This is a genomic window from Rhizobium rhododendri, assembly GCF_007000325.2.
Classification (GTDB): Bacteria; Pseudomonadota; Alphaproteobacteria; order Rhizobiales; family Rhizobiaceae; genus Rhizobium; species Rhizobium rhododendri.
Genome location: NZ_CP117267.1, coordinates 3077817 through 3103543 on the forward strand (window position 1 = coordinate 3077817; position 25727 = coordinate 3103543).

A 25727-nucleotide genomic window follows, 5' to 3' on the forward strand; every position below is an offset into this window, starting at 1 on the left:
CAGCGCGATCTTGCGACCTGCCGACATTAAGACACGACAAGCGGAACTGAAGTCCTGAAGCAGCCCGAGCGCATGGAACGAACGAGGACACGCTTGCGCCCTTCCAGGCTGCGCGGCGCTGCTACGTCGTGCCGGCGCTACGTCCTGCTGCTGGCAGCAGCGACAGTGCTGAATAGCTGCCAGTCGCTGATGGACCAGACGTACCAGCCAAACGTCTCGCCATCGGCCAATCCGCAGATCGTCTCGGAAGTCCAGAAGAACGATCCCCGCGCCCAGATGGGCGCACGCGAGCATCCCCGCATCGTTGCCAGCTATGGCGGCGAATACAAGGATGCAAAGACCGAGCGGCTTGTGGCCCGCATTGCCGGCGCCCTCACCAGCGTCTCGGAAAATCCGCTACAATCCTACCGCATCACCATTCTGAACTCGCCGGCTATTAACGCCTTCGCCCTACCGGGCGGCTACCTATACGTCACCCGTGGCCTGCTGGCGCTCGCAAACGATGCTTCTGAAGTGGCGGCCGTGCTTGCCCACGAGATGGCCCACGTGACCGCCAACCACGGCATCGAGCGGCAGAAGCGCGAAGAGGCCGAGGTCATCGCCAGCCGCGTCGTCGGCGAGGTTCTTTCCAGCGACATCGCCGGCAAGCAGGCATTGGCGCGCGGCAAGCTGCGTCTGGCTGCATTCTCGCGCCAGCAGGAACTGCAGGCCGACGAGATCGGTATTCGCACGCTCGGCCAGGCCGGATACGACCCCTACGCCGCCGCCCGCTTCCTGGATTCGATGGAAGCCTACAGTCGCTACCAGTCGGCAAACTCCGACGCCGACCAGAGCCTCGACTTCCTATCGAGCCATCCAAGCACGCCGCAGCGCATCGATCTGGCGCGCGAACATGCCCGTGAATTCGGCGAGCAGGGCAAGGTCGGCGACACCGGCCGCGACTATTATCTCAACGGTATCGACGGGCTGCTCTATGGCGACAGCCCGGAGGAGGGCTATGTCAGGGGCCAGGTGTTCCTGCACGGCGGCCTCGGAATCCGCTTCGAGGTGCCGCCGGAATTCCGCATCGACAACAAGGTCGAGGCAGTGCTGGCGACCGGCCCCGGCGACATAGCCGTCCGCTTCGACGGCGTCGCCGACACACAGAACCAGTCGCTGACAAACTATATCTCGAGCGGCTGGGTCACCGGCCTCGATCCGGCAACCATCAAGCCGATGGTCGTCAACGGAATGGAAGCGGCAACGGCACGGGCATCGGCCGACCGCTGGGATTTCGACGTGACCGTCATTCGCGACAAGTCGCAGATATTCCGCTTCCTGACCGCAGTGCCCAAGGGCAGCGCAGCACTGGAGCAGACGGCCGATGTCCTTCGCGCCAGCTTCCGCCACATCACGCCGGCAGAAGCCGCATCGCTGAAACCGCTGCGTGTCCGCGTCCTCACCGTCCAGCCGGGCGACAACATCACGACGCTCGCCTCGCGCATGATGGGGACCGACCGCAAGCTTGACCTCTTCAAGCTGATCAATGCGCTCCAGACAGGCTCCTCCGTCTCTCCCGGCGACCGCGTCAAGATCATCGCCGAATAGCGTCGCTGCCGCGCCCGAACGCATCTTGCACGTGCATGATCCTCGCTTGTTCGATGAAATTTCCTCCACCATCGCGCGGTGCGGTTTCCCCTTTCATCGTGCGCATATCGAAATTACCGAAAGCGTCCTGATCGAAGATCAGGAACTCGCTTTGGATAGTATCCGGCAGTTCAAGAGTGCAGGCTTCGGGATTGCCCTCGATGACTTCGGAACCGGCTTCTCCAGCCTCACCCGTCTCGACGCTTTGCCGTCGACAAGCTGAAGATCGATGCCAGTTTCGTAAAGACGATGGACGTCGATGCCGGGAGCCACAAGATCGTGGCGCCCGTTATCAGATCGGGGCATAGCCTCGGCATGGCAGTCGTTGCCGAAGGTGGGGGTAAGATTAGCGTGATGCCCAATGCCATATTGCAGCTGTTCAGGTCGTAGACCGTCAGCGGCCTGGACATCCAACCGCCAAAAAAAACGTTGCGATGCCCGATGAAGGGTGAGTTGCCTTTCAAGCAGTGCCCGAAACGCAGCGTTCCCCATTGCCGTCGGGGCAATGGGGAACGCTTTGGTATTCATATCGCCGAAGAGCCTAAATATCAGACGCCGCTGTTGACTGCGACGGTAGCGACCGGAATTGCCCGAGTGCCGACCGAACCGCCGAACCACGAGGCGACCGCACCGAGCAGCAGGGCGATGAAGGCAAGGATGGCGCCGCTGGACACAACCTTGGTAGCTGTCTGCGCGGCGTCGATAGCCTTCTGCTTGGCTGCTTCCATGTTCGTGCGATACGTTGCTTCGTACTGGGCAACCTGCGCCTTAGCCTGATCGACAGGGATGTTCTGAGCCTTTGCAATCGCATCTGCAGCACGGTTGCGGGCATCGTCAGCCTTTGCCTGGTCGCCGGTGATCACTGCCTGTACGGCGCTGACAGCAGCCGCGCGAAGGGCTTCAGGATCGTTGCCGCCGCTGGCGTTGCGGATCTGCTTCTCGATGTCTGCCATCGGGTTGTTGGCGTTTGCAGTCATTGGAGCGGCAGCCGAGACGGCTGTGCTTGCTGTTTGTCCAACGCCGCCCAGCATGCTGCCGAGACCGCTGAATGCGCCGCCGACCACGGCACCGATCGATGTCGTAAGCAGGTACAGGATGACCAGCGTGGTTACAGCCCATGTTGTCAGGCCATGGAAGGAGCCCGTCGACTTGCTTGGCCGACCGGACAGGCGCCCGGCGACATAAGCACCCACGAATGCCGCGATGAGCCCCGCAACGACGAACCAGATGCCACCGCCGATGGAAAAGGAGCTCGCGGAAGGATTGTCGTATTTGGCAGGGTCAACGACGGCAGCACCGATGCCGACACCGAGGAGGTTGAGAAGGAACTGGACGGCAAGCGCTACGGCGACGCCTGCGAAAATCGCTCCCCAGGAAATCTTGTTGAAAAGGGCAGAGTCGCTCGGGTCTGCAGCGTAGGCGAGTTCGGCGCGGCGGTTGATGCCAACGGGGTCTGTCATGGGTCGAGTCCTGATGTTCGAAAGTTGATTGAGAAAGACCCGCATCCGAGGGCGGTTGTACCCTTTTTGACCTCGGAGGCAATTCTTGTGACTGTGGGGATTTGACGCGCTCCTGCCAGCTTCCACCGTGATCCGGGGTCGGGTGGCAGGGCGCGTCGAAGTTCGGACTATCGTCTTGCGGGCTCCTCGAGCTTGTCTTTGTTGACGCGCGAATGGCCATTTATAAAAGGCGCAGTAACCGCGTTTAGGCTGAGTTCAGAGCCCGCAGACTGGATAATCAGAGCTTCTTGTCGAGATAGTCTGATGCCTTTTGAGCACCGTCCTTAACAGCGGCCTTTGCTTCGCCGGCGGCCTGCTGGCCTTCACCCTTGATCTCCTGCAGCTTGCCTTCAGCCTGAAGCTTTTCGCTGCCAACCAGCTTGCCGACGCCCTGCTTGATGTTGCCGATCGCTTCGTTTGCGAGACCGGATGCCTTGTCTGTGGTGCTGCTCATGAGACGCCTCATTTCGTTGACTTTACAGGGCGCAAAACGCAAGTGTCGACATCTTGTTCCGCTAATGTAGAAAATTATATCGAGGATAAGTGAGGGCCGGAATTTGGTGATATAGACGTCGTCAACCAGCGAGTGAGTTCACAAGCCTGCGGGGTAAGCGCGCCCCTCAGTATCGGCGCAGCAACGCAATAGCCGGTACATCGCCCAGAGTCTGAATTTTACTGCAGCAAGATTGCGGATTTTGGCGAGGGCGTTGGGGTCGGCATGTCAACGGCGCTCATGGGAGCCATTGTGCAGTCCCGCGCCTATGTGGTTGCAAATCAAAAGATGGATTTGGTGCAGAGCGACTGACTTAATCAGTTAAAGAAATTGGGGCATCCACTCACCTGAAACGCGTCCGCGTAAATGGCGGTGCGATACGCTGAAAGCAGGCAGCGTATCGGATCGCGTTTCTGTTATGTGCAGAAGCTATCGCGAGAGACGCAAGTATCTTCCAAATCTGAGACCTTCTGCCTTACGCAAATGCCGCCATGTGCGGATCGGCAACAACCAGCGCGCTGCGAAGCTTTTCGATGGCGCGGCTTTCGATCTGGCGAACACGCTCTTTGGAAATGCCGAGATCGGCACCGAGTTCTTCGAGAGTTGCACCATCCTCAGCCAGGCGACGGGCACTGATGATCTTCATCTCGCGTTCGTTCAGATGGGTGAGGGCTGCGGCAAGCCATTTGCGCCGGCGCTCGCCGTCGATCATCGATGTCACCTGCTCGTCCGGCAGCGGCTCGTTACTGACCAGAAAATCCATCCGCTCGGCACTATCGGCATCGCCGGAGATCGACGGGGCCTGCAGAGAGGCATCGTTGCCGGAGAGACGGGCATCCATCACCTGCACATCGTTCAGACTGACGCCGAGAGCAGCAGCAATTTCCTGATGGATGGACTGGACAGTCAGCTGCGTATCGCCCTTGGCGAGCTTGGCGCGCAGCCGACGGAGGTTGAAGAACAGCGCTTTCTGGGCCGAACTCGTGCCGCCGCGAACGATCGACCAGTTGCGCAGGATGTAGTCTTGGATAGAAGCGCGGATCCACCAGCTTGCATAGGTCGAGAAGCGCACTTCCCGCTCAGGCTCGAAGCGGGCAGCGGCTTCCAGCAGGCCCACGTAACCTTCTTGAACGAGGTCGCTCATCGGCAGGCCGAAGTTGCGGAACTTGCCGGCCATGGAGATGACAAGGCGCATATGGGCAGTCGCAATCTTGTTGCGGGCGCCGCGGTCATCATTTTCCTTCCAGCGAAGTGCAAGATCGTGCTCTTCGCTTCGCTCGAGATAGGGAGCCGCCATTGCGATTTTGATCATGCGTCGATCTGCAGACATGGTCGTCATATCATTCTCCCTAATGTCGGCGTCGCGCCGGAAGCAGAAAAAGCAGTGCCTAGTCCGCGCAGACGCTGCGCAGATGACCTTTGGTGTCGGCGATAGGGGTTTTAAATCGGCCCCTGATCTTCAATGTGTTTTCGTCAGGGCTTGTCGGATCGGTGCGGTGGACTATGTACTGTCTGAGAGACATAAAGTCTTGGAATTGAATGCATGATCCGGCCCCAAGTTGGTGGACGCGGCAGGTCCTCTGCCGGAATTACATGCGATTAACGCAATGAAAAAATAAAAGTTCCAAAGAAAAACCCGGCACAAGGGCCGGGTTTTTGAAGAATGCTGCCTATATCATTACGCCGCTTCGTCTTGCGACTCTTCCTCTTCCAGAACCTTGCCTCGCTTCGGTCCCTTGTTGAGGTTGGTCTCGACGACACGAACGGCTTCCGTTTCCGACAGGCGGTTGACGGCAGCAATTTCGCGAGCCATCCGGTCCAGAGCTGCTTCGTAAAGCTGGCGCTCGGAGTAGGACTGCTCCGGCTGGTTCTCGGCGCGATAAAGATCGCGGACGACTTCAGCAATCGAGATCAGGTCGCCGGAATTGATCTTCGCATCATATTCCTGCGCCCGACGCGACCACATGGTACGCTTGACGCGGGCTTTACCCTGCACGACCTTCAAGGCACGTTCGACGAAATCGCTTTCCGACAGCTTGCGCATGCCGATACTCATGGCTTTCGCCACCGGAACCTTCAAACGCATCTTGTCCTTTTCGAAATCAATCACGAAAAGTTCAAGCGTCATGCCAGCCACTTCTTGATCTTCAATCGCGGTGATCGTACCCACACCGTGGGCGGGATAAACGATCGATTCGCCGGTTTTGAAGCCGTGGCGCACTGAAGGTTTCTTCTGTTGGGTCGTCATTCTTATCAAAAACTCCCTGTTATGCACCCGGCGAGCGCCGAGGCCGGGTCAGTCAGGCCCGGATGAGACGGATAACCGTCGGGGTGACTACATGCTGGTCCACCAAAGGCGCAGAAAAACAATCCATTCATCGCGATCCTTGACCCGACAACTCATAATGTTGATATGTCAAGGAAACCGCGTGCGGGATTGTTTGTTTGCTTTCGTGGTGAAAAGAAGCATCAAGATGCCTCAATGGATCAGTAGAGCGACCCTAGCACAAAAATCTGAGGAAATCAATAATTTGCTTTGCAGTGCCGTATTTGCACGCCAATTCGAACGCGCGCCATGATTCGGCGCAACGTTCATTTGAAGGCAGGGATCAGTCGCCAGAACCGGGGTTGGCAGAGAAGTATTTCTCGAACTTGCCGGTCTCGCCATCCATCTGCTTTGCTTCGGCCATCGGCTCCCGCTTGACCGTGATGTTTGGCCACTGGGTCGCGTAATCGGCATTGATTTTCAGCCACTTGTCGAGGCCCGGCTCGGTATCGGGCTTAATGGCTTCAGCCGGACATTCCGGTTCGCAGACGCCGCAATCGATGCACTCGTCGGGATGGATGACCAGGAAATTCTCGCCCTCGTAAAAGCAGTCTACCGGGCAGACTTCAACGCAATCGGTGTATTTGCAACGTACGCAATTGTCGGTCACGACGTAGGTCATGATGAACTCCAGGATTTTTCAAGTTTTCCGGGGACGCACGACCTGGAACGTCGCGCCTTTCCATCGGGTACCGGCAACCTGCCTCGTCCCGGAGGCAAGTAAACCGGCTGTCTCAGCGGGTTGCTCGTCAGGTATCGGCTTTGTCGGCAGATTTCAAGATTAAACAGTCTCTAAATCTCAAGCCTGCCGGCATCGTATTCTATTCGTCGTCCGCCATCAGCCGGTCGATCTCGCGGCGCTGGCGCTTCGTCGGGCGCCCGGCGCCGGGGTCGCGCAGCGCTTGTTCGAACAGGGTCAGCTTCTTCGTTTCATCCGGTGGCGGCGTGATGTCCTCATACAGCAGCTTGGCTTCCTCGAAAGGACCTCGCCTCTCCCCGGGCAGTCTGACAACGAGAACTATGTCCCGTCGTTCCAGCGACAGTTCGATCTTGTCGCCGGGCCTGACGCCATGGCTCGGCTGGATGATGCGCTCGCCATTGATCCGTACGTTGCCCTTAAGCACGTAGGTCTGCGCCAGCGAGCGGGATTTTATCATGCGGGCGAAAAACAGCCACTTGTCGATGCGCTGTCGCGAACCGCTTGAGACCTGTCTTTCGTCCACCATGGCTTACTTCTTCATCTGCTCCTTGAGCGCGGCCAGCTTTGCGAAGGGCGAATCCGGATCCATCGGCTTTTCCTTGCGAGGTGGCTTCGCCTCGAAGCGTGTCGGCTGAGCCGCCGGGCGATTGTTTCGATCGTTGCGCTCTCCACCACGGTCATTGCGCTCATTGCGCTCGCCGCCGCGATGATCGGGACGCTTGCCCTGCTGCTGCGGCGGACGACCGCCGCCGCCGTCCTTGCCACCGCGCGGCCCGCCGCGATTGTCGCGTGCTTCGCGATTGCCTTCGCCCTGCGGCTGGTCGCCGGATGGGCGACGATTGGTGTTTGGCTGCGCATTGGCCTGATCCTGGCCAGCGCGTGGACCCTGTTGACCACGGCGCTCGCCCTGGCGCGGAGCCGGACGCTGGTTGTCGTTGCGGCCACCCAGCCGCCACAGCAATACCGGCTTCGGCGGCTCGGCAGCGACCGCGTCGACTGGAGCGCCTTCGGCCGCAGCTTTTGACGGAGCCACATCGGTAACGGCAGCCTCTGCTGCGCTTTCAGGCGCAACGTCTTTGGCGGCTTCCGGCTCGGCAACAGGAGCATCTTCCGAAACCGCTGCGGACACTTCCGCGACTGTTTCCGCGACGGCCTCTGACTGGGTCGCCACGGCAGCTTCGGCTTCAGCTGTCTCTGGGTGCGGCGTAGAGGATCCGTCGACTGGTGCCAATACGTTTGTCGCAGCGACTGGCGTAGCGTCCTGCTTGCTGAGGTGAATTGCAGCTTCTTCGGCCGGCACGGCATCGGCGCGATAGCCGAGGCCCTTCAGGATCTCTTCCATATCGTCGAGCGTAGCACCAAGAATGGACAGCATCGCCGTCGTCGTTGTGAAGCGCCGGCCATCATAGGCACCGTCCGGACGGGAAGGCTGGCCGGGCTTCCACTGCAGCAGCGGCCGGATAAGATCGGCAAGGCGCTCGAGAATGTCGATGCGCACGGCACGCTTGCCAAGGAAACGGAAGCCGGCGAGCTTGTAGAAGGTGCGCTCATAGGTCGAATCCGTGACCACGGATGTGCGGCCGGCAGCCAGGACCGGGATGAGATCGCCATAGCCCGGCTTGTCGATGCCGTCGTTTTTCAGCGCCCAGAGCAGGGTGATGAGCTCAGCCGGAGCCGGCTTCAGCAATGCTGGAACGAAAATATGATAGGCGCCGAAGCGGATGCCATAGCGGCGCATCGAGGCGCGCGCATCCTGGTCCAGCGACTTCACTTCTTCCGTGACATCGCGGCGGAACAGCACGCCGAGGTTCTCGACGACCTGGAAAGCCAGACCCTTGGCAAGGCCTTGCAGGTCTTCAGCGCGAGAGAGGTCGTCGAGCGGCTTCAGCACCGTCGAAATGTGATGATTGACGAAGCGCTCGATGCGGGCGGCAACATGTTCGCGCGCATGGCCGGTCAGCTGCTCGTCGGCAAGCAGGATGACGCGTGGGCGCATGATATGGTCGCTGCCGGTAAGCCGCGCCACGGGGTCGCCGAGCCAGCGCACCGAACCATCGGAGCCGATCGCCAGATCGCCGTTGCCTGCCGCATGAATGCGGGCAGCGCGCGCCTCGAATTCCAGACCCAGCGCTTTGAGCGACGCGTTCTGCACGGCTTTGGCGTCGGGACCGTCAGTCCCGCCGATAGGAGAGAACCGGAACCCGGTCAACTGCCCGACATGATGCCCTTCGACGAAGACATCTCCATTTACACTGATTTCAGCTTCCAGCATTGCATTCTCTCTCAGGCGCTTCATGAGCACAGATGTCCTGCGATCAACAAAGCGGTTCGTCAACCTTTCATGTAACGCGTCGGACAATCGATCTTCGATTTCCCGCGTCTTTTCTTGCCAGTGTGTCGGATCGGCAAGCCAACCGGGCCGATTCGAAACATAGGTCCAAGTTCTTATCTGCGCGATTCGCGCCGAAAGCGTGTCTATCTCGCCATCGGTCCGGTCGGCGCGCCGGACTTGCTCGGCCATGAAATCCTCGTTCACCGTGCCATGTTGCACGAGATCGGAAAACAGGGACGAAATCAAATCGGCATGTTGGGCCGGTGTGATACGCCGATAATCCGGCAATGCACAGGCTTCCCATAATTTTTCTACATTCGCCCGGCCGACGGCGAGGCGCGCAACCTCCGGATAACCGGTCAGTTGCTCCAAAGCCTGCTGGTCGACGGAAGGCAACGAACGTGTCAGCCCATGGATGCGCGGCGGCGCATCGAGGCTGAGCTTCAGCGCGGCGACGGAGGAAAAGTCGAGATCCTTCGTGCGCCATTGCAACACTTTGACGTTGTCGAACTGGTGGCTCTCGATGCGGCGAACGAGATCGGCATCGAAGGGATCGACCTGGCCGGTAACACCGAACGTCCCGTCGCGCAGATGGCGACCGGCACGGCCGGCAATCTGCCCGAGTTCACCAGGATTGAGATGACGGAACTGGTAGCCATCGAATTTCCTGTCCTGGGCAAACGCGACGTGATCGACATCAAGATTGAGGCCCATGCCGATGGCATCGGTAGCGACGAGGTATTCGACATCGCCGTTCTGGTAAAGCTCGACCTGGGCATTGCGCGTGCGTGGGCTTAGGGCACCGAGGACCACGGCCGCCCCGCCGCGCTGGCGACGGATCAGTTCGGCAATGGCGTAGACCTCATCCGCTGAAAACGCGACGATGGCGCTACGCTGCGGCAGCCGGGTAATCTTCTTCTGGCCGGCATAGGCAAGATGGGAAAGCCTTGGCCGCTCGACAACGGTAATTCCCGGCAACAGATGCTCCAGGATCGGCCGCATGGTGCCCGCGCCGAGAAGCAATGTCTCGTCGCGGCCGCGCAGATGCAGGATACGATCAGTGAAGATATGACCGCGCTCGAGATCGCCGGCGAGTTGCACCTCGTCGATGGCAACGAAAGAGGCCCGCGTCTCGCGCGGCATCGCCTCGACAGTGCAGACGGAGTAACAGGCGTTAGGCGGGGCGATCTTTTCTTCGCCGGTAAACAGCGCAACGTTCTTGATACCGACTTTCTCGACAAGCCGCGTGTAGACCTCGCGCGCCAGAAGCCGCAGCGGAAGGCCGATCATGCCATTGCCGTGCGCGACCATGCGCTCGATGGCGTAATGGGTCTTGCCGGTATTTGTCGGTCCGAGCACCGCGGTTACACCGCGACCGCTCAAAATCATGGGCTGCGAAGTCAGGGTCATTGGTCCATGCGAAGATGAGGCGCAGCAGCCTTCAGGGTCAGGAACGCTTGTTGTAAGCTTCCCCACAGATGACCAGCCTAGGTGGCAAAGGCAAGGCCCGGAAGGCAAAACAATTTTTTAGACACCCGGATAATACTGGTCATTTGCCACAGACGGGAAGCAAAGTGGCCTCGGACGACCTGCGGGAGCGGTTTGGAACGCCCCCGGAACAAAGAGGCTACGAATCGCTGACTCGCCCGGATTCATGATCCGTTCACGCCTAGATATCGTCACTACGCCGGCCAAAAGCACCAGATGATGAATCGTCGTCGGCGCCGACGTGACAGCATCTTCAGGGCGAGAGCAGCATCCAGCCATGAAAAACCGCTGAGCCGGCTATAAAATCTCCCCAATAAGCCATTGTCCCAAATAATCGAGATAGTTGGCGGGAACAACTTTATGTGAGCCGCGTTTATGGCATCAGCAAACAAATGCTTTCGAAGTGAAGGGAACTGACCATGCTCGGCACGATACTGCTCGTCGTACTCGTATTGCTCCTGGTGGGCGCACTGCCAAACTGGGGCTACAGCAGCAGCTGGGGTTATGGTCCTTCTGGTGGCCTTGGTCTCATCGTCGTCATCATTCTGGTTCTCGTCCTGATGGGGCGGATTTAATTCGTAATTTGTGCTAGACCAATATGGTCTATTATCTAGGGAGCAAGACATGAAAAAACTGATTATCGCAGTTGCACTCATCGGCACACTCGCATCGTGCACGCCGGAAGAGCGCGGCACAGCCATTGGTGCAGGCACCGGTGCCGTCATCGGTGGTGCCGTCACCAATAGCTGGGGCGGTGCTGCTGTCGGCGCCGTTGCAGGCGGCCTCGTCGGTAACCTGATCGGCCACTCGGAACGTCGTGGCTACTGCATCTATCGCGACCGTTATGGCCAGCGCTACGAAGCACGTTGCCGCTAAGCTTCGGCATGAAGTTGGAATTGGGCGCTTCGGCGCCCTTTTTCATGCCGTCAACACACTGTTGACGATGACGTGAACTTCAACCCCTTTCAATTCGGTGTTGCTGTACCGATATTGATGGAACGCGAGCAATATTGTTTGAGCCGGGCTACCGGGTGCTCGCCGAAAGGATCGACTTTTCCATGGTTGAACTCGTCACATATATCGCTGCTTTGGGTGTCATCGCTGCCGCTGCCGTTACCTCGACCGTTGCCGTGCGGGCGGCCCAGCGCAAGGAGCAAAGCCGGGTGCTCGTGCCTGTTCGCTCGCGCCCGCGGAATGCACGCCGCTAGCTCGCCACTTCATAGACGAAGATAAATCCGTCAGACGAAAAGCTGGCCGCCATTTGCCGTGATCGTGGAGCCGGTGATGAACCCGGCGTCATCGGCAACGAGGAATACGACGCAACGGGCAACTTCTTCCGGCTCCCCCAGCCTGCCAACCGGAATTTGCGGCAGGATATAACCGTTCATTACCTTTTCCGGCACCGACAGCACCATCTCCGTGCCGATATAGCCAGGGCAGATCGCATTGACGGTAATGTTCTTGGCAGCGCCTTCTTGCGCCAGCGCCTTGGTAAAGCCGATATCCCCCGCCTTTGCGGCCGAATAGTTGGCTTGGCCCATCTGGCCTTTCTGGCCATTGATCGACGAGATATTGACGACCCGCCCAAAATTTCTCTCCCGCATGCCCGCCCACACATGGTGCGTCATGTTGAAAAGACCGTTCAGGTTCGTATTCACCACCTCATGCCACTGCTGCGGCGTCATCTTGTGGAACATCGCATCGCGGGTGATGCCGGCGTTGTTGACCAGGATCTCCACCGGGCCGACGTCAGCCTCGACCTGGGCAATGCCCTTGCCGCAAGCCTCGTAGTCCGTGACGTCCCAGCGATAGACGGCAATGCCCGTCACGCTGTTAAAGGCTTCGGCTCTTTCATCGTTGCCGGCATAGGTCGCGACGACCCGATAGCCGGCATTGTGCAACGCCATGGAAATGGCGGCGCCGATGCCGCGGGTGCCCCCGGTGATGAGTGCTACTCTGCTCATAGTCCGTTCCCCAGTGCCGCTGCCTACCACGCAGCCCGCAGACCCCATGGCAGACTGTTTAAAACGCCTCGATACACATGGCTACCCCCATGCCGCCGCCAATACACAGGGTCGCAAGACCCTTACGTGCACCGCGCCGCTTCATCTCGAACAACAAAGTGGTCAGAATACGGGCGCCCGATGCGCCAATCGGGTGACCGATGGCAATCGCCCCGCCGTTGACATTGACGATGGCGGGATCGAAGCCCAGTTCGCGGCTGATCGCGCAGGCCTGTGCCGCGAAGGCCTCGTTGGCCTCCACGAGGTCGAGGTCGCCAACCGTCCAGCCAGCTTTTTCCAGCGCCTTCCGCGAGGCCGGAATGGGGCCGGTGCCCATGATTTGCGGATCCACGCCCGCGGTTGCCCAGGAAACGATCCGGCCCAGTGGACGGATTCCACGACGTTCGGCTTCCCCCTCGCTCATCAGCACCGTTGCGGCAGCACCGTCGTTTAGCCCGGATGCGTTGCCGGCGGTAACCGTCCCCTCTTTGTCGAACACAGGACGGAGCCGCGCCATGCCCTCCAGCGTCGATCCGTGGCGGATGTACTCGTCGCTATCGACGGTCACGTCGCCCTTACGGCCGGCGATTGTGAAGGCCACGATCTCATCCCTGAAACGTCCGGCCTGCTGGGCTGCCTCGGCCTTGTTCTGGGAAGCGACGGCAAAGGTATCCTGGTCATCGCGGGACAGCTCAAACTGCTTGGCGACGTTTTCGGCGGTGATACCCATGTGATAGCCGTAGAATGCGTCGGTCAGGCCATCCTTGATCATCGTATCGACCATGGTCATGTCGCCCATCTTGGTGCCCGCGCGCAGGTGGGCCGCGTGCGGCGCCATCGACATGGACTCCTGGCCGCCGGCCACGATAATTTTCGCATCGCCAAGCGCAATCTGCTGCATGCCAAGCGCCACGGCCCGCAGGCCCGAGCCGCAAAGCTGGTTCACGCTCCAGGCCGTCGCCTCCTGCGGCACGCCCGCCTTCATCGCAGCCTGGCGCGCCGGGTTCTGGCCCTGCGCTGCCTGCAGCACCTGGCCGAGGATAACCTCGTCCACCTCGGCAGCCTCGATGCCGGCGCGCTCCAGAGCCCCCCGGATCGCCGTTGCTCCCAGTTCGTGGGCCGGGATCGCTGCAAAAGCCCCGTTAAAGGCGCCCACTGCGGTGCGCGCGGCACTGGCGATGACGATGGATGGTTGGCTCATGAAAATCCTCCTCGAGAGCTGGCTCGGCCGGCGAAAACTGTCAAAGGCGGGCTCCCGAGTCAAACACGAAGATTTCAACCCTGCATGTTTTGTTTCGACATGCTGATGGACCGAAAAACCAACCTGCGGAAAGGGATTGCCGCAGCGCACAAACTGATTGTCACCGGCCTTCCTTTCCGTCTACACTCTTTGGTGGAGGAGTATCCATACAATCAGACGGGGTTAGGAGACTGATAATGGCAAAAAACGAGGGCCAGGTCGTAATAAAGAAATACGCCAATCGCCGCCTCTACAACACAGGAACCAGCACCTACGTGACACTGGAAGACCTGGCGGAGATGGTGAAACGGGGGGAGGAGTTTACAGTTCAGGATGCCAAGAGCGGCGATGACATCACGCATGCGGTATTGACGCAGATCATCTTCGAGCAGGAATCGAAGACCAATAATACCCTGATGCCGATTTCATTCCTGCGACAGCTGATCGGCTTTTACGGCGATCAGATGCAGATGGTCGTGCCGAGCTTTCTCGAGCATTCGATGAAGTCCTTTACTGAGCAGCAAGTCCAGATGCGCGAGCAGATGAGCAGCGCTTTTGGCGAAACGCCGCTCGCCAAGAATTTCTCGCTGCCGATCAAGATGGTCGAGGAACAGGTGCGCCGCAACACGGACATGTTTCAGCAGGCCATGGAGATGTTTGCGCCCTTCATGAAGTCACCGCCGAAGGAAACCCGCAAGGCCGAAGCCCGTGACATCGACGAGTTGAAGGAGCAGATGAAGGCGCTGCAGGCAAAGCTCGACAGCTTGTGAGAGACGACTGAAGCAATTGCCCAAGGGCCGCAGCCAAGGCTGCGGTCATCGTCAAAGGCCGATGGAGACATCCCGGCCGGCCGTGCGGATCGAGACGGCAAAGCCGCCGATAACGTCGATAAAGGCGGTGGTCATCAGGATGAAAAATATCTGCGTCGCCGCGTCGCGCACCAGCAGGAATTCCACCAGGAAAGCGATGAAAACCAGCATCGACAGCATGTGATTGGCGAGCGAGCCGACATTGCGGGTGGATTTAAGGATCTCGAAGAACAGCAGCGCCAGCGCGATGACGATGAAAAGATCGCCGAGCGCCATCTTCCAGGTTGCTCCCGACAGCATCGACAACATGATTAGGTCGTTGCCGAGAGCCGCAATGCCGCCACCGCCCATCAGCCCGACCATGGCGAGATTGTAGAGCACGAACGGGATAACCATCAGCGGGAAAGCGGCAATCATGATCGACTAACTCCATCGTGGACGAACGGCCGCACAGCCATAGCGCAAGTCGCATCGCTTTTAAACCTGGGCGAGAAAAGCAAAAAGGCCGGCCAAAGGCCAGCCTCAATACCGATATTGCAACCGCAAGAAATTATGCGGATTCTTTTGGAGTCAGAACCTGGCGGCCGCGGTACATGCCGGTCTTCAGGTCGATGTGATGCGGGCGGCGCAGTTCGCCGGAGTTCTTGTCTTCGACGTATGTCGAAGTCTTGAGCGCATCAGCCGAACGGCGCATGCCGCGCTTGGACGGGCTTGTTTTTCTCTTCGGTACAGCCATTTTCTCATACTCCACTGTGCGGGATAGACATGACAACGGCCAGCCAGGCGGCCGAAACGACATGCAATCGATTTCGGAATTTTGGCGCGCTTATACATCGGGGTTGGGCCTTTGACCAGTCCCTAGCCGCATTTTTTGCGGCAACGGCTGATTCAGGCATCAAGCCTCGTCTTCAGCGACGATCCAGGTTTCTTCCAGCGCCGCCGTCTGCCACTTCTGCCAGGCCGGATGGGCTTTCATGACCGCCATATAGCTCAATGTATCTTCAGCGACAACCAGGTCATAGGCTTCGAAGCGATTGACGACCGGCGCGAACATCGCATCGGCGGCCGAAAAGGCGCCAAACAGGAACGGCCCGCCCGACAGCGCCCGCATCTCGCGCCAGATCGTTTCGATCCGCGCCACGTCGACTGCCACGTCATGGGGCTGATCGAGCAACCGGCGCCTGGGCCGGCGGAAGTTCATCGGGCAGGCGTTGCGCAGACCCCGAAAGCCGGAGATCATCTCCATGGAGATCGACCGCGCCTGCGCCCTGAGAGCTGGGTCCGCCGGCCAGAGACCCGCTTGCGGAAACAATTCGGCGACGTATTCGATGATGGCCAGCGATTCCCAGACCCTGAGGCTCCCGTGGTGCAGCACCGGAACCCGCGCCGTCGGGGAGATCTCGCGGAAGCGCGGATTGCCTGCCGGAAAATCGAAGGGAACGAGCACTTCCTCGAAAGGCACGCCGCACCCCTGCATCGCCAGCCATGGCCGGAAGGACCAGGACGAATAGTTCTTGTTGGCGATGTAGAGGGTGAGCTTGTCCATGGTGCCATCCTGTCTCAGGGCTTGAAGTTAAAGACCAACAATTCTTCGAAATGGTTCATGTCATCGAACGCGCAGAATGCCGGCGGCCTCAACTCGAGGATCGGGCAGCGTTCGAGAACGTCGCTGGCGACCTCGTCGAGCAACTGCTGCCAGCGCGGCAGGGCTTCGTCAGACAGGCGCTCGATGACATAGGCGAAAGTGATGTGAAATGCGTAGCTATCGTGGTCCGGATGACGATAGCCAAGGAGGTCGGCAAAGGCATCGCGCCACCCCCGCATGATGCGTCGATCCTCTGCCGTCGCGCCGTCGACCAGCAGCCCGGCCGGCCGGGCTCGGGTGACGCTGACCTTGAAAGGATCGCGCATCGAAAAGGCCTTCAGCCGCTCACCCATGACCTCGGTCATCTCGTCGATCGGCATGTCGGTCGGTAGGTCCGCCGGCCAGAATTGCCGGTCACGGCGATGTTCGATGATGCCCTGGAAGAGCGTCATGTGCAGGCTGGACATCGCCGTGAAGGTGAATTGTCCGGCTTCCGGCATGGCGAGATATTTGGCGCGCGCGTCGATCAGCGCCTGCTGGGTCTCGGATCCCTCGACGACATGGCAGACGATCGTATTGCCCGGTTCATACTGGAATGTCCCGGAGAGATCAAAGCGCCGCCCCAGATGCACGGAAGGCTCGGGATGGCGGCTCTTGGAATAGAACAGCAGGTCGGGTGACAGGTTTGCGGCGTTCATCGGGGCATCCGTATGTTGATGGAGACAATCCGCCCCTTAAGTCACTCGCAAGAATGGCAGATGACAACAGTCTGTCGAGCCACAAGTTATGATGTCAGTCATAAAGGCATTTGATGTAATCGCCGGCGCCCTGTGCACGTCGCTGGATCAGCGCGGCCAGTTGCCTGAGGCCACGGCCAGGCTTGCTGGCAACCCGCTCGATCGGATTTGGCAGCGACACAGCAAGCAGTGCCGCCTGCCGGGCAGTCAATCGTGAGGCCGGCACCTTGAAATGGTGCTGGGCGGCGGCCTCGATGCCATAGATGCCAGGCCCCCATTCGGCGACATTCAGGTAATTCTCCATCATCCGCCGCTTCGACCAGACGATGGAAGCCGTGACTGCCAGCGGCAGCTCCAGGGTCTTGCGCACGAACGACCGTCCGTTCCAGAGAAACAGGTTCTTCACCGTCTGCATCGGAATGGTGCTGCCGCCGCGGGTTGATTGGCCGTGCAGCGTATCTGCCACCAGCATCCCCATTTCACTCCAGTCGACGCCCCCATGGGAGCAGAACTGCCCATCTTCCGAGACCATCACCGATTTTACCAGCACCGGCGAGATCTGCTCGAAAGACACCCAGCGGCGATCGTAACCGCGCAACAGCACGACATCGCGCAGCATCAGGTTCGAGACAGGATGGACGAAGGGCAGGACGTAAAAAAAGATCAGCACATAGGGCAGCAGCAGAAGACCGAGGAGGCCGATGACGACGCGCTGCCAGATGGGACGGCCGAAAAACCAGGCCAGCCTGTCCCGTTCTTCAGGCACCTCGTCCTGCTCGTCGTTCTGCGTCGATATGTCCAATTCCGAACGCCCGTCCTCGCCTCTACCTCAACGTCATACCGCCTGCTTCCGGCAATGGCCAGAGTGGGGCTGACAGGCAAAAGATCTCTCCCGACAATTTCGTTGCGAGTATCCGGCACTCATGGCAAACAGCGGCAATGGATAGCACGACCACCCTCTTCGAACAGCGTCTCAAGGCCAGCGCCCTCAAGGTGGAGGCGATGCTGGCAGCGCTCATCGACGATACGCCTCTTGCAGACGAGATCGACCGGCCATCAGGGCTGATGGCCGCAATGCGCCACGGCGTACTCAACGGCGGCAAGCGCCTTCGCCCATTCCTGGTGCTCGAGACGACAGCGCTGCTTGGCGGCGATCCGGACGCGGCACTGCGCATCGGCGCCGCCCTTGAAGCCGTCCATTGCTACTCGCTAGTACACGACGACTTGCCGGCGATGGACAATGACGACGTCAGGCGCGGCAAACCGACCGTGCATATCGCCTTCGACGAAGCGACAGCCATTCTCGCCGGTGACAGTCTGCTGACCTACGCCTTCGATATCGTCGCCGCACCCGAGACGACGTTACCTGCGGCCCGGAAGATCGACCTCGTCCTTGCCCTTTCACGGGCTGCCGGCATCGGCGGCATGGCCGGTGGACAGGCGCTGGACCTTGCCGCAGAAAAACAGGCGCCCGGCGAACAGGGCATCAAGACACTGCAGGCCATGAAGACCGGCGCCCTGATCCGCTTTGCCTGCGAAGCCGGTGCCATTATTTCCGGTGCCTCGACAGACGACAGGCAGCGGTTGCGGACTTTCGGTGAAAAGATCGGCCTCGCCTTCCAGCTGGCCGACGATCTGCTCGACCTCACCGCCGATGCAGAAACCATGGGAAAGGCCACCGGCAAGGACGCCGGCCGTGGCAAGGGAACGCTGGTGGCGCTGCATGGCATCGCTTGGGGCGAGGAATATCTGGCACGTCAGGTCCAGGAAGCTGCAGGCTTGCTGGAACCCTACGGAGACAAGGCCGCCGTCCTCGCCGAAGCCGCCCGTTTTATTGCCAGCCGCAAGAGCTGAACCCAGTCATTAGGCAACGGACCGCGATTTGCATTGCAAATCGAGACGCCTGACTTTCGAAACCGGGAGCATGACCGCATGCATGAAGCGTTTGCCTACCTTCCCCAGATCCTGCCTGCCTATGCGGCCTATCTGGTGGCTGCCGCGAGCCCGGGGCCGGCAATCATGGCCATTATTTCGACCTCGATGACTCAAGGCCGCAAGGCCGGCATGATGATCGCCCTTGGTATCTTCGGTGGTTCGATGACCTGGGCGTGCGCCGCCGCGCTTGGTCTTGCGACCCTGCTCCAGACCTACGCCACGGCGCTGGAGATCCTGAAGATCCTGGGCGGTCTGTATTTGCTGTATCTTGCCTATAAGGCATTTCGCGCCATGCGCTCCTCAATCGAAATGCCGCCCGCCGGCACGGTCAGGCGGGATAGCGCCCGATCACTGCTGCTGCGCGGTTACGGCATCCACGTCACAAATCCCAAGGCGATCTTCGCTTGGCTGGCCATTATCACCTTGGGCATGCCGCAGGGAGCGCCGACCTCGGTGGCGGCGCTGATTATCGGCGGCTGCATGATCATGGGGTTCACGACCTTCATGAGCTATGCAGTGATATTCTCAACGCCGCATGCTCTGAAAGTCTACAAAAGTCTTCGACGCTGGATCGAGGGCGCGATGGCGACCTTCTATTGCCTTGCCGGGCTGAAGCTGCTGGCCAGCCGTATTTGAGGCTGACGCCGCTGGCGCTATTCTGCGGCCAGGGTTTTCTGGCCAAAGCGCTTTTCGATGTATTCCGCAACCAGCGCCTCGAAATCGGATGCGATGTTCGGGCCACGCAGCGTCATCGCCTTCTGTCCATCGATGAAGACGGGAGCGGCAGGACTTTCGCCGGTGCCGGGAAGCGAGATACCGATATCGGCATGCTTGCTTTCGCCGGGACCGTTGACGATGCAGCCCATGACCGCGACGTTGAGCGCTTCGACGCCCGGATATTTCTCGCGCCAGACCGGCATGTTCTTGCGCAGGTCGTTCTGAATGTTCTGCGCCAGTTCCTGGAAAACCGTCGACGTCGTGCGACCGCAGCCCGGACAGGCGGCAACAACGGGCACGAACTGGCGGAAACCCATGACCTGCAGCAGTTCCTGCGCCACCTGGACTTCGCGCGTCCGATCGCCATTCGGCTCCGGCGTCAGTGACACGCGGATGGTGTCGCCGATGCCGTGCTGCAGGACGTAGCCCATGGCAGCCGACGAGGCGACGATGCCCTTGCTGCCCATGCCGGCTTCTGTGAGACCGAGATGCAGTGCGTGGTCGGAGCGCTCGGAGAGCATTGAATAGACAGCAATCAGATCCTGAACCTGGCTGACCTTGGCCGAAAGAATAATCCGATTGCGCGGCAGGCCGATCTCCTCGGCAAGCTGCGCTGAAATCAGCGCCGACTGCACGATCGCTTCGCGCGTCACCTGCCGTGCCGATAGCGGGAAGCCTTCGGCCTGGTTCTTGTCCATCAGTGCGGTGAGAAGATCCTGATCCAGCGATCCCCAGTTGACGCCGATACGGACAGGCTTGGAATAGCGGATCGCCATCTCGACGATCTCGGCGAACTGCTTGTCCTTCTTGTCCTTGAAGCCGACATTGCCAGGATTGATCCGGTACTTGGCCAGCGCCTCGGCGCAATCCGGATGATCGGCCAGCAATTTGTGGCCGATATAGTGAAAATCGCCGATCAGCGGCACATCGAGCCCGAGGCGCAGCAGACGATCGCGAATGCGCGGCACTGCGGCCGCACTTTCGTCGCGGTCGACGGTGATCCGCACCATCTCCGAACCCGCCTTGAAGAGCGCTGCCACTTGCGCCACCGTGCCGTCGATATCAGCGGTATCGGTGTTGGTCATCGACTGCACGACGACGGGCGCGCCGCCGCCGACAATGACGCCGCCGACATCGACGGCAACGCTGGCGCGACGGGGTTTCGGATCGAATTCGGTCGGTGAAGACATGAAAAGCTCGTGTTGGCTCAAGGATAATAGGGCTTTCAGGTGGAGTACCGCGTCCGCCTTGTCAACCATATAAGGTATCACATTTCCCGGCTTACGCCTCAATGGCCGGACTGCTCTCCATTGTCGGCATAGCGGGCAAGGCCGGAAAACGCGAGCACGATGAGCAGCAGCAGCGGCAACATCATGAAGACCGCCGAAAAGCCGATATGCTCGGCGGCAAAGCCGATTGCCGAGGGCGCTACCAGCATGCCGGAATAGCCGAGCGTCGTGACCACTGAAATGCCGATGCCAGGCTGCAAGCCGGGAATGTTGCCGCCAGCCGAAAAGGCAATCGGCACCATGTTGGAAATACCGACGCCGCAAAGCGCGAAGCCGAGGATCGCCAGTCCGGCATTCGGCGACAGGGCGGCTATCAGCATGCCGACGATGGCAATCACCGTGCTCACCCGCAGCGTGTTAACGGCGCCGAACCTGTCGCGCACCGCGTCGCCGGCAAAGCGCATGATGGACATGGTCAGCGAGAATGCGGCGAAGGCAAAGCCGGACAGCGTTGGCGTGGCAGCGAATTCCTGGCGAAGATAAAGCGCCCCCCAATCGAGAACGGCGCCCTCGGGAACCATGCAGAAGAGCGCGATCACCCCCAGCAGCCATGGCAGCGGCGTCATCGGCAACTTTGCCTTTTGCTTGACTTCGCCTGGATGCGGCTGATCGCTGAAGATGATCGGCCACGCTGCCACCAGGAAGAGGATGGCGAGACCAGTCGCCACCTCCGCATGCGCAAGCACACCCCAATGGCCGATGAGATAGCCACCGATGCCTGAACCGATGAGGCCGCCAAGGCTCCAGAAGGCATGGCAGGACGACATGATGGCACGGCGCATGGATTTTTCCACCACGACAGCATTCGCATTCATCGCCACGTCCATGGCGCCAACGAACCCGCCGAACAGAAAGAGAGCGATGGCGCCCGTCCAGACATCGGGAACCAGCGACAGGATGATCAGCATCGGCAGAAGCAGGACCGCCGTGACCTTGGCGACGAACTTCGAACCGCGTCCGGCGATCTGGGCACCCGCCACCGGCATCATCACCAGAGACCCGATGCCGAAGAACAGGATCATCAGTCCGAGTTCGAACTTGCTCAGTTGCAGGCGTTCGGCAAATTCCGGAATTTTCGGCGCCCAGCATCCGACGACAAAGCCGTTCAACAGGAACAACAACGATACAGCCACGCGCGTCCGTGTCAGCCAAGGCGTCTTTGCGCCACTCAAAATTTCAGTCGTCTCCACCGATTCTCTCCCCAGCAAATCAGCCCCCACCCTATTTAAATCGATTGAATTCGCAAGCGCTGATCGCCTGTGGCAAATTCACGTTTGATCTCGCGGCGTAACCGGAAGCAATTTGCTCGTTTGATCCAGATTTAGTTGCCAATGAAAAAGGCGACCCCTGCGGGCCGCCTTTGTATCGATTGCAATGCATCTATCAGGATCAGGCCTTGTAGACGACCAGCAGGTCCTTGGCGTCGATCTGGTCGCCGGCATTGACCAGCACTTCGGCAATGGTGCCATCGGCTTCGGCGTGCAGCGCCGTCTCCATCTTCATCGCCTCGATCGAAACGAGGACGTCACCAGCCTTGATCGCCTGTCCCGCCGTCACGAAGACGCGCGAGATGACGCCTGGCATCGGCGCGCCGACCTGAGTGGCATTGCCTGTTTCGGCCTTGCGGCGCACCGCTCCGCCGGCGGCGCCATGCACGCGGTCAGGCACCTTGATATGACGTGGCTGACCGTTGAGCTCGAAGAATACAGTGACCATGCCCTTCTCGTCGGTACCGGTCATCGCCTGGTTGAGAATAACAAGGGTCTTGCCCTTCTCGATCTCGGCAAACAGCTCTTCGCCTTCGGGAAGGCCATAGAAATAAGCGGGCGTCGGAAGGGCCGAAACCGGACCGTAAGTGTCATGCGCCAGCGCGAAATCGGTGAAGACCTTCGGGTACATCAGGTACGAGGCAAACTCGAAATCATTGACCTTGCGCTCGATCTTGGTCTCGATCGCCGCACGCTCGGCATCGAGGTCGGCCGCTTCCAGCAGGGAGCCGGGGCGAACTGTGTAGGGCTTTTCGCCCTTCAGCGCCTTCTTCTGCAACGCCTCCGGCCAGCCGCCGGGCGGCTGTCCGAGATCGCCCTTCAGCATCGAGACGACCGATTCCGGAAACGAAACATCCTTGGCCGGGTTGATCACGTCGGCAACGGTCAGGTCTTGACTGACCATCAGCAGCGCCATGTCGCCAACCACCTTGGAGGACGGCGTCACCTTGACGATATCGCCGAACATCTGGTTGACGTCGGCATAGGTCTGGGCGACCTGATGCCAGCGGCTTTCCAGACCTAGCGAGCGCGCCTGTTCCTTGAGATTGGTGAACTGGCCGCCCGGCATCTCGTGCAGGTAGACCTCCGAGGCCGGCCCCTTCAGGTCGCTCTCGAATGCCGAGTACTGATGGCGCACCGCCTCCCAATAGAAAGATATACGGCGGATCCATTCGGGATCGAGACCAGGATCACGCTCGGAACCGCGCAGCGCTTCGACGATGGAGCCAAGGCACGGCTGCGAGGTATTGCCCGACAGCGCATCCATGGCCGCATCGATAGCATCGACCCCCGCATCGACGGCCGCCAGCACCGTTGCGGCGGCGATACCCGACGTGTCGTGCGTGTGGAAATGGATCGGCAGGCTGGTGGCCTCGCGCAACGCCTTGAACAGCACCGTGGCCGCCGCAGGCTTCAAGAGGCCCGCCATGTCCTTCAGCGCAATGATATGAGCGCCGGCCTTTTCCAGCTCGACGGCTAGATCCGCGTAATATTTCAGATCGTATTTCGGCCGTGCGGAATTCAGGATATCGCCGGTGTAGCAGATCGCCGCTTCGCAGAGCTTGTTCTCTTCGATGATCGCGTCCATGGAGACGCGCATGTTCTCCACCCAGTTCAGGCAGTCGAAAACGCGGAACAAGTCGATGCCGCCCTTGGCCGCCTGGCGAACAAAGTATTTGACGACATTGTCCGGATAGTTCTTGTAGCCGACCCCGTTGGCGCCGCGCAGAAGCATCTGCAGCAGCAGGTTCGGCGCGCGCTCGCGGACCGAAGCCAGCCGTTCCCAGGGATCCTCGGTCAGGAAGCGCATCGACACGTCGAATGTGGCGCCGCCCCAGCATTCTAGCGAAAGCAGTTCCGGCAGCGCCCGGGCGTAGGTGCCGGCCACCTGCGCGATGTCGAAGGTCCGCATGCGGGTGGCGAGCAGCGACTGGTGACCGTCGCGCATTGTGGTGTCGGTGACCAACACGCGCTTTTCGTTGCGCATCCATTCGCCGAACTTCTTCGGACCGAGCTGGTCCAGCCTCTGCTTGGTGCCGTCAGGGATCTTGGCGTCGATATAGGGGAGGACAGGCTTGGCGATATTGTCGGACGGCGCGGGACGGCCACGCGCTTCGGGGTGTCCGTTGACGGTGACATCAGCCAGATAAGTAAGAAGCTTGGTGGCGCGGTCCTGACGCTTGACCTGCTGGAACAACTCCGGCGTCGTGTCGATGAAACGCGTCGTGTACGTATTGTCGCGGAATTTAGGGTGGGTGATGATGGCTTCGAGGAAGGTCAGGTTGGTCGCAACGCCGCGAATACGGAATTCGCGAAGAGCGCGATCCATGCGCGCGATGGCCTCATCCGGCGAGGGCGCCCAGGCGGTCACCTTTTCCAGCAGCGGATCGTAGAAGCGGGTCACGACGCCGCCGGCATAGGCAGTGCCGCCGTCGAGACGAATGCCGAAGCCGGATGCCTGCCGGTAGGCAGTGATCCGGCCATAATCCGGAATGAAGTTATGCTCTGGATCTTCCGTCGTGATGCGGCACTGCAGGGCATGGCCGTTCAGCCGGATGTCCTTTTGCGCCGGAACGCCCGAGCCAGGCGTGCCGATGGCAAAGCCGTCGAGGATGTGGATCTGCGCTTTGACGATATCGATGCCGGTGACGACTTCGGTGACGGTATGCTCGACCTGAATGCGCGGATTGACTTCGATGAAGTAGAATTTGCCGGTGTCCATATCCATCAGATATTCGACCGTGCCGGCGCCGACATAGCCGGTGGCGTTGGCAATCTTCAGCGAATAGGTAGCCAGCTCCTGGCGCTGCTCCGAGGTAAGATAAGGCGCCGGAGCACGTTCGACGACTTTCTGGTTGCGCCGCTGCACCGAGCAGTCGCGCTCGAACAGATGCACCGCATTGCCATGGGTATCGCCAAGGATCTGGCTTTCGACATGGCGGGCCCGCTCGACCAGCTTTTCGAGATAGACCTCGTCCTTGCCGAATGCGGCCATCGCCTCGCGCTTGGCCTCGGTGACTTCCTTGGCCAGATCCTTGGGGTCGCGGATAGTGCGCATGCCACGCCCGCCGCCGCCCCAGGAGGCCTTGAGCATGATCGGATAACCGATGCTATCGGCCATCCGGGCGACTTCGGCCATGTCTTCGGGCAGCGGCGCGGTCGCCGGCACGACGGGCACGCCGATCTCGATGGCGAGGTTGCGGGCGGCGACCTTGTTGCCGAGGCGCCGCATGGTATCGCCTGTCGGGCCGATGAAGATGATCCCGGCCTCTTTACAGGCATCGACAAATTCCGGGCTTTCCGACAGCAGGCCGTAGCCTGGATGGATGGCATCAGCACCGGACATCTTGGCGACGCGAATGATTTCCTCGATCGACAGATAGCTTTCGATGGGGCCTAGATCACGGGCAAGATGCGGGCCGCGGCCGACCTGGTAGCTCTCGTCAGCCTTGAAGCGGTGCAGCGCGAGCTTGTCCTCCTCGGCCCAGATGGCCACCGTCTTAATGCCTAGTTCGTTGGCGGCGCGGAATACGCGGATCGCGATCTCTGAACGGTTTGCAACCAGGATTTTGGAAATGGGCAAGGCGATCTCCTCGGGGTCGAAACGGGCATGTTGCACCCGCGAAGAAAATTCTTAGCGCCTTGTCACAAGAAGTTCAATTTCCCCGCGAGCCTGCAAA

25 protein-coding genes are annotated in these 25727 nt (G+C 60.1%); 8 read left to right on the forward strand and 17 right to left on the reverse strand.

Going from position 1 to position 25727, the window contains the following annotated elements:
* The first annotated feature begins 72 nt into the window (after positions 1-72).
* Positions 73-1587, forward strand: a complete 1515-nt coding sequence (locus PR018_RS14970) for a M48 family metalloprotease (protein ID WP_142824610.1) — start codon at positions 73-75, stop codon at positions 1585-1587.
* Positions 1526-1849: an EAL domain-containing protein gene (locus PR018_RS14975; RefSeq protein WP_142824609.1), complete on the forward strand. Its 324-nt coding sequence runs from the start codon at positions 1526-1528 to the stop codon at positions 1847-1849. The genes PR018_RS14970 and PR018_RS14975 overlap by 62 nt, the downstream gene beginning before the upstream one ends.
* A 325-nt stretch (positions 1850-2174) precedes the next feature.
* On the opposite strand, the gene PR018_RS14980 is transcribed toward PR018_RS14975, so the two are convergent.
* From PR018_RS14980 to PR018_RS15010, 7 genes are all read right to left on the reverse strand, one after another.
* Positions 2175-3086 (reverse strand): PhnA-like protein, encoded by a 912-nt coding sequence (locus PR018_RS14980; RefSeq protein ID WP_142824608.1) that lies wholly within the window; start codon positions 3084-3086, stop codon positions 2175-2177.
* 277 nt (positions 3087-3363) lie between these two features.
* Positions 3364-3579 (reverse strand): CsbD family protein, encoded by a 216-nt coding sequence (locus tag PR018_RS14985; protein WP_142828771.1) that lies wholly within the window; start codon positions 3577-3579, stop codon positions 3364-3366.
* Between the two features lie 514 nt (positions 3580-4093).
* On the reverse strand, positions 4094-4957 hold the full coding sequence (locus PR018_RS14990) for an RNA polymerase factor sigma-32 (RefSeq protein WP_111219530.1): 864 nt from the start codon (positions 4955-4957) through the stop codon (positions 4094-4096).
* 339 nt (positions 4958-5296) lie between these two features.
* Positions 5297-5866 (reverse strand): CarD family transcriptional regulator, encoded by a 570-nt coding sequence (locus PR018_RS14995; RefSeq protein WP_111219528.1) that lies wholly within the window; start codon positions 5864-5866, stop codon positions 5297-5299.
* 361 nt (positions 5867-6227) lie between these two features.
* Positions 6228-6566, reverse strand: coding sequence for a ferredoxin FdxA (gene fdxA / locus PR018_RS15000; RefSeq protein ID WP_111219526.1), 339 nt, complete (start codon positions 6564-6566; stop codon positions 6228-6230).
* 199 nt (positions 6567-6765) lie between these two features.
* Positions 6766-7170 carry an RNA-binding S4 domain-containing protein gene (locus PR018_RS15005; RefSeq protein WP_142824605.1) on the reverse strand — a complete coding sequence of 135 codons (405 nt, stop codon included), beginning with the start codon at positions 7168-7170 and terminating at the stop codon, positions 6766-6768.
* 3 nt (positions 7171-7173) lie between these two features.
* Positions 7174-10386, reverse strand: coding sequence for a helicase-related protein (locus PR018_RS15010; RefSeq protein ID WP_142828769.1), 3213 nt, complete (start codon positions 10384-10386; stop codon positions 7174-7176).
* A 497-nt stretch (positions 10387-10883) separates the two neighbouring features.
* On the opposite strand from PR018_RS15010, the gene PR018_RS15015 reads away from it, so the two are divergent.
* The 3 genes from PR018_RS15015 (at position 10884) to PR018_RS15025 (ending at position 11672) form a co-directional block, all read left to right on the forward strand.
* Positions 10884-11039 (forward strand): DUF3309 family protein, encoded by a 156-nt coding sequence (locus tag PR018_RS15015; RefSeq protein WP_142824603.1) that lies wholly within the window; start codon positions 10884-10886, stop codon positions 11037-11039.
* A gap of 49 nt (positions 11040-11088) precedes the next feature.
* A complete protein-coding gene (locus tag PR018_RS15020; protein WP_111219518.1) occupies positions 11089-11340 on the forward strand; it encodes a YMGG-like glycine zipper-containing protein in 252 nt (83 codons plus the stop codon).
* Positions 11341-11522: 182 nt separating this feature from the next.
* Positions 11523-11672 (forward strand): hypothetical protein, encoded by a 150-nt coding sequence (locus PR018_RS15025; protein WP_153816473.1) that lies wholly within the window; start codon positions 11523-11525, stop codon positions 11670-11672.
* A gap of 30 nt (positions 11673-11702) precedes the next feature.
* Here PR018_RS15025 and phbB read toward each other — a convergent pair whose 3' ends face one another.
* Together phbB and PR018_RS15035 are read right to left on the reverse strand one after the other, a co-directional pair.
* A complete protein-coding gene (phbB, locus tag PR018_RS15030) occupies positions 11703-12428 on the reverse strand; it encodes an acetoacetyl-CoA reductase (RefSeq protein WP_142824602.1) in 726 nt (241 codons plus the stop codon).
* Between the two features lie 58 nt (positions 12429-12486).
* Positions 12487-13668: an acetyl-CoA C-acetyltransferase gene (locus tag PR018_RS15035; RefSeq protein ID WP_142824601.1), complete on the reverse strand. Its 1182-nt coding sequence runs from the start codon at positions 13666-13668 to the stop codon at positions 12487-12489.
* Positions 13669-13904: 236 nt separating this feature from the next.
* On the opposite strand from PR018_RS15035, the gene phaR reads away from it, so the two are divergent.
* The gene (gene phaR / locus PR018_RS15040) at positions 13905-14477 is read left to right on the forward strand and encodes a polyhydroxyalkanoate synthesis repressor PhaR (RefSeq protein ID WP_111219510.1); all 573 of its coding nucleotides are present in this window, start codon (positions 13905-13907) and stop codon (positions 14475-14477) included.
* 51 nt (positions 14478-14528) lie between these two features.
* Here the strand turns inward: phaR and PR018_RS15045 are convergent, their stop codons facing one another.
* The 5 genes from PR018_RS15045 to mtgA form a co-directional block, all read right to left on the reverse strand.
* Positions 14529-14933, reverse strand: coding sequence for a hypothetical protein (locus PR018_RS15045; protein ID WP_142824600.1), 405 nt, complete (start codon positions 14931-14933; stop codon positions 14529-14531).
* A 133-nt stretch (positions 14934-15066) separates the two neighbouring features.
* Positions 15067-15252: a 50S ribosomal protein L32 gene (gene rpmF, locus PR018_RS15050; protein WP_111219506.1), complete on the reverse strand. Its 186-nt coding sequence runs from the start codon at positions 15250-15252 to the stop codon at positions 15067-15069.
* A 159-nt stretch (positions 15253-15411) separates the two neighbouring features.
* Positions 15412-16062 carry a glutathione S-transferase family protein gene (locus tag PR018_RS15055; RefSeq protein WP_142824599.1) on the reverse strand — a complete coding sequence of 217 codons (651 nt, stop codon included), beginning with the start codon at positions 16060-16062 and terminating at the stop codon, positions 15412-15414.
* A gap of 14 nt (positions 16063-16076) precedes the next feature.
* Entirely contained in the window at positions 16077-16799 is a 723-nt protein-coding gene (locus PR018_RS15060) for a DUF1868 domain-containing protein (RefSeq protein ID WP_142824598.1), read from the reverse strand.
* 94 nt (positions 16800-16893) lie between these two features.
* The gene (gene mtgA / locus PR018_RS15065; protein WP_142824597.1) at positions 16894-17640 is read right to left on the reverse strand and encodes a monofunctional biosynthetic peptidoglycan transglycosylase; all 747 of its coding nucleotides are present in this window, start codon (positions 17638-17640) and stop codon (positions 16894-16896) included.
* A 137-nt stretch (positions 17641-17777) separates the two neighbouring features.
* Between mtgA and PR018_RS15070 the strand changes: the two genes are divergently transcribed.
* Both PR018_RS15070 and PR018_RS15075 read left to right on the forward strand, forming a co-directional pair.
* Entirely contained in the window at positions 17778-18692 is a 915-nt protein-coding gene (locus PR018_RS15070; RefSeq protein WP_142828767.1) for a polyprenyl synthetase family protein, read from the forward strand.
* A gap of 78 nt (positions 18693-18770) precedes the next feature.
* Positions 18771-19409: a LysE family translocator gene (locus PR018_RS15075; RefSeq protein WP_142824595.1), complete on the forward strand. Its 639-nt coding sequence runs from the start codon at positions 18771-18773 to the stop codon at positions 19407-19409.
* Positions 19410-19426: 17 nt separating this feature from the next.
* On the opposite strand, the gene ispG is transcribed toward PR018_RS15075, so the two are convergent.
* The 3 genes from ispG to pyc form a co-directional block, all read right to left on the reverse strand.
* Positions 19427-20680: a flavodoxin-dependent (E)-4-hydroxy-3-methylbut-2-enyl-diphosphate synthase gene (gene ispG / locus PR018_RS15080; protein ID WP_142824594.1), complete on the reverse strand. Its 1254-nt coding sequence runs from the start codon at positions 20678-20680 to the stop codon at positions 19427-19429.
* 98 nt (positions 20681-20778) lie between these two features.
* Positions 20779-21969: an MFS transporter gene (locus PR018_RS15085; protein WP_142824593.1), complete on the reverse strand. Its 1191-nt coding sequence runs from the start codon at positions 21967-21969 to the stop codon at positions 20779-20781.
* Positions 21970-22168: 199 nt separating this feature from the next.
* Positions 22169-25630, reverse strand: a complete 3462-nt coding sequence (gene pyc / locus PR018_RS15090; protein ID WP_142824592.1) for a pyruvate carboxylase — start codon at positions 25628-25630, stop codon at positions 22169-22171.
* Positions 25631-25727: the final 97 nt, after the last annotated feature.

Coding starts and splice junctions, on each gene's coding strand:
- PR018_RS15075 (WP_142824595.1), top strand. CDS start 18,771: ATGCATGAAGCGTTTGCCTACCTTCCCCAGATCCTGCCTGCCTATGCG.
- PR018_RS15055 (WP_142824599.1), bottom strand. CDS start 16,062: ATGGACAAGCTCACCCTCTACATCGCCAACAAGAACTATTCGTCCTGG.
- PR018_RS14975 (WP_142824609.1), top strand. CDS start 1,526: ATGCGCTCCAGACAGGCTCCTCCGTCTCTCCCGGCGACCGCGTCAAGA.
- PR018_RS15035 (WP_142824601.1), bottom strand. CDS start 13,668: ATGAGCCAACCATCCATCGTCATCGCCAGTGCCGCGCGCACCGCAGTG.
- PR018_RS14980 (WP_142824608.1), bottom strand. CDS start 3,086: ATGACAGACCCCGTTGGCATCAACCGCCGCGCCGAACTCGCCTACGCT.
- PR018_RS15070 (WP_142828767.1), top strand. CDS start 17,778: ATGGATAGCACGACCACCCTCTTCGAACAGCGTCTCAAGGCCAGCGCC.
- PR018_RS14995 (WP_111219528.1), bottom strand. CDS start 5,866: ATGACGACCCAACAGAAGAAACCTTCAGTGCGCCACGGCTTCAAAACC.
- fdxA (WP_111219526.1), bottom strand. CDS start 6,566: ATGACCTACGTCGTGACCGACAATTGCGTACGTTGCAAATACACCGAT.
- PR018_RS15060 (WP_142824598.1), bottom strand. CDS start 16,799: ATGAACGCCGCAAACCTGTCACCCGACCTGCTGTTCTATTCCAAGAGC.
- phaR (WP_111219510.1), top strand. CDS start 13,905: ATGGCAAAAAACGAGGGCCAGGTCGTAATAAAGAAATACGCCAATCGC.
- ispG (WP_142824594.1), bottom strand. CDS start 20,680: ATGTCTTCACCGACCGAATTCGATCCGAAACCCCGTCGCGCCAGCGTT.
- phbB (WP_142824602.1), bottom strand. CDS start 12,428: ATGAGCAGAGTAGCACTCATCACCGGGGGCACCCGCGGCATCGGCGCC.
- PR018_RS14985 (WP_142828771.1), bottom strand. CDS start 3,579: ATGAGCAGCACCACAGACAAGGCATCCGGTCTCGCAAACGAAGCGATC.
- PR018_RS15015 (WP_142824603.1), top strand. CDS start 10,884: ATGCTCGGCACGATACTGCTCGTCGTACTCGTATTGCTCCTGGTGGGC.
- rpmF (WP_111219506.1), bottom strand. CDS start 15,252: ATGGCTGTACCGAAGAGAAAAACAAGCCCGTCCAAGCGCGGCATGCGC.
- PR018_RS15045 (WP_142824600.1), bottom strand. CDS start 14,933: ATGATTGCCGCTTTCCCGCTGATGGTTATCCCGTTCGTGCTCTACAAT.
- PR018_RS15005 (WP_142824605.1), bottom strand. CDS start 7,170: ATGGTGGACGAAAGACAGGTCTCAAGCGGTTCGCGACAGCGCATCGAC.
- PR018_RS14970 (WP_142824610.1), top strand. CDS start 73: ATGGAACGAACGAGGACACGCTTGCGCCCTTCCAGGCTGCGCGGCGCT.
- PR018_RS15025 (WP_153816473.1), top strand. CDS start 11,523: ATGGTTGAACTCGTCACATATATCGCTGCTTTGGGTGTCATCGCTGCC.
- PR018_RS14990 (WP_111219530.1), bottom strand. CDS start 4,957: ATGACGACCATGTCTGCAGATCGACGCATGATCAAAATCGCAATGGCG.
- PR018_RS15020 (WP_111219518.1), top strand. CDS start 11,089: ATGAAAAAACTGATTATCGCAGTTGCACTCATCGGCACACTCGCATCG.
- PR018_RS15010 (WP_142828769.1), bottom strand. CDS start 10,386: ATGACCCTGACTTCGCAGCCCATGATTTTGAGCGGTCGCGGTGTAACC.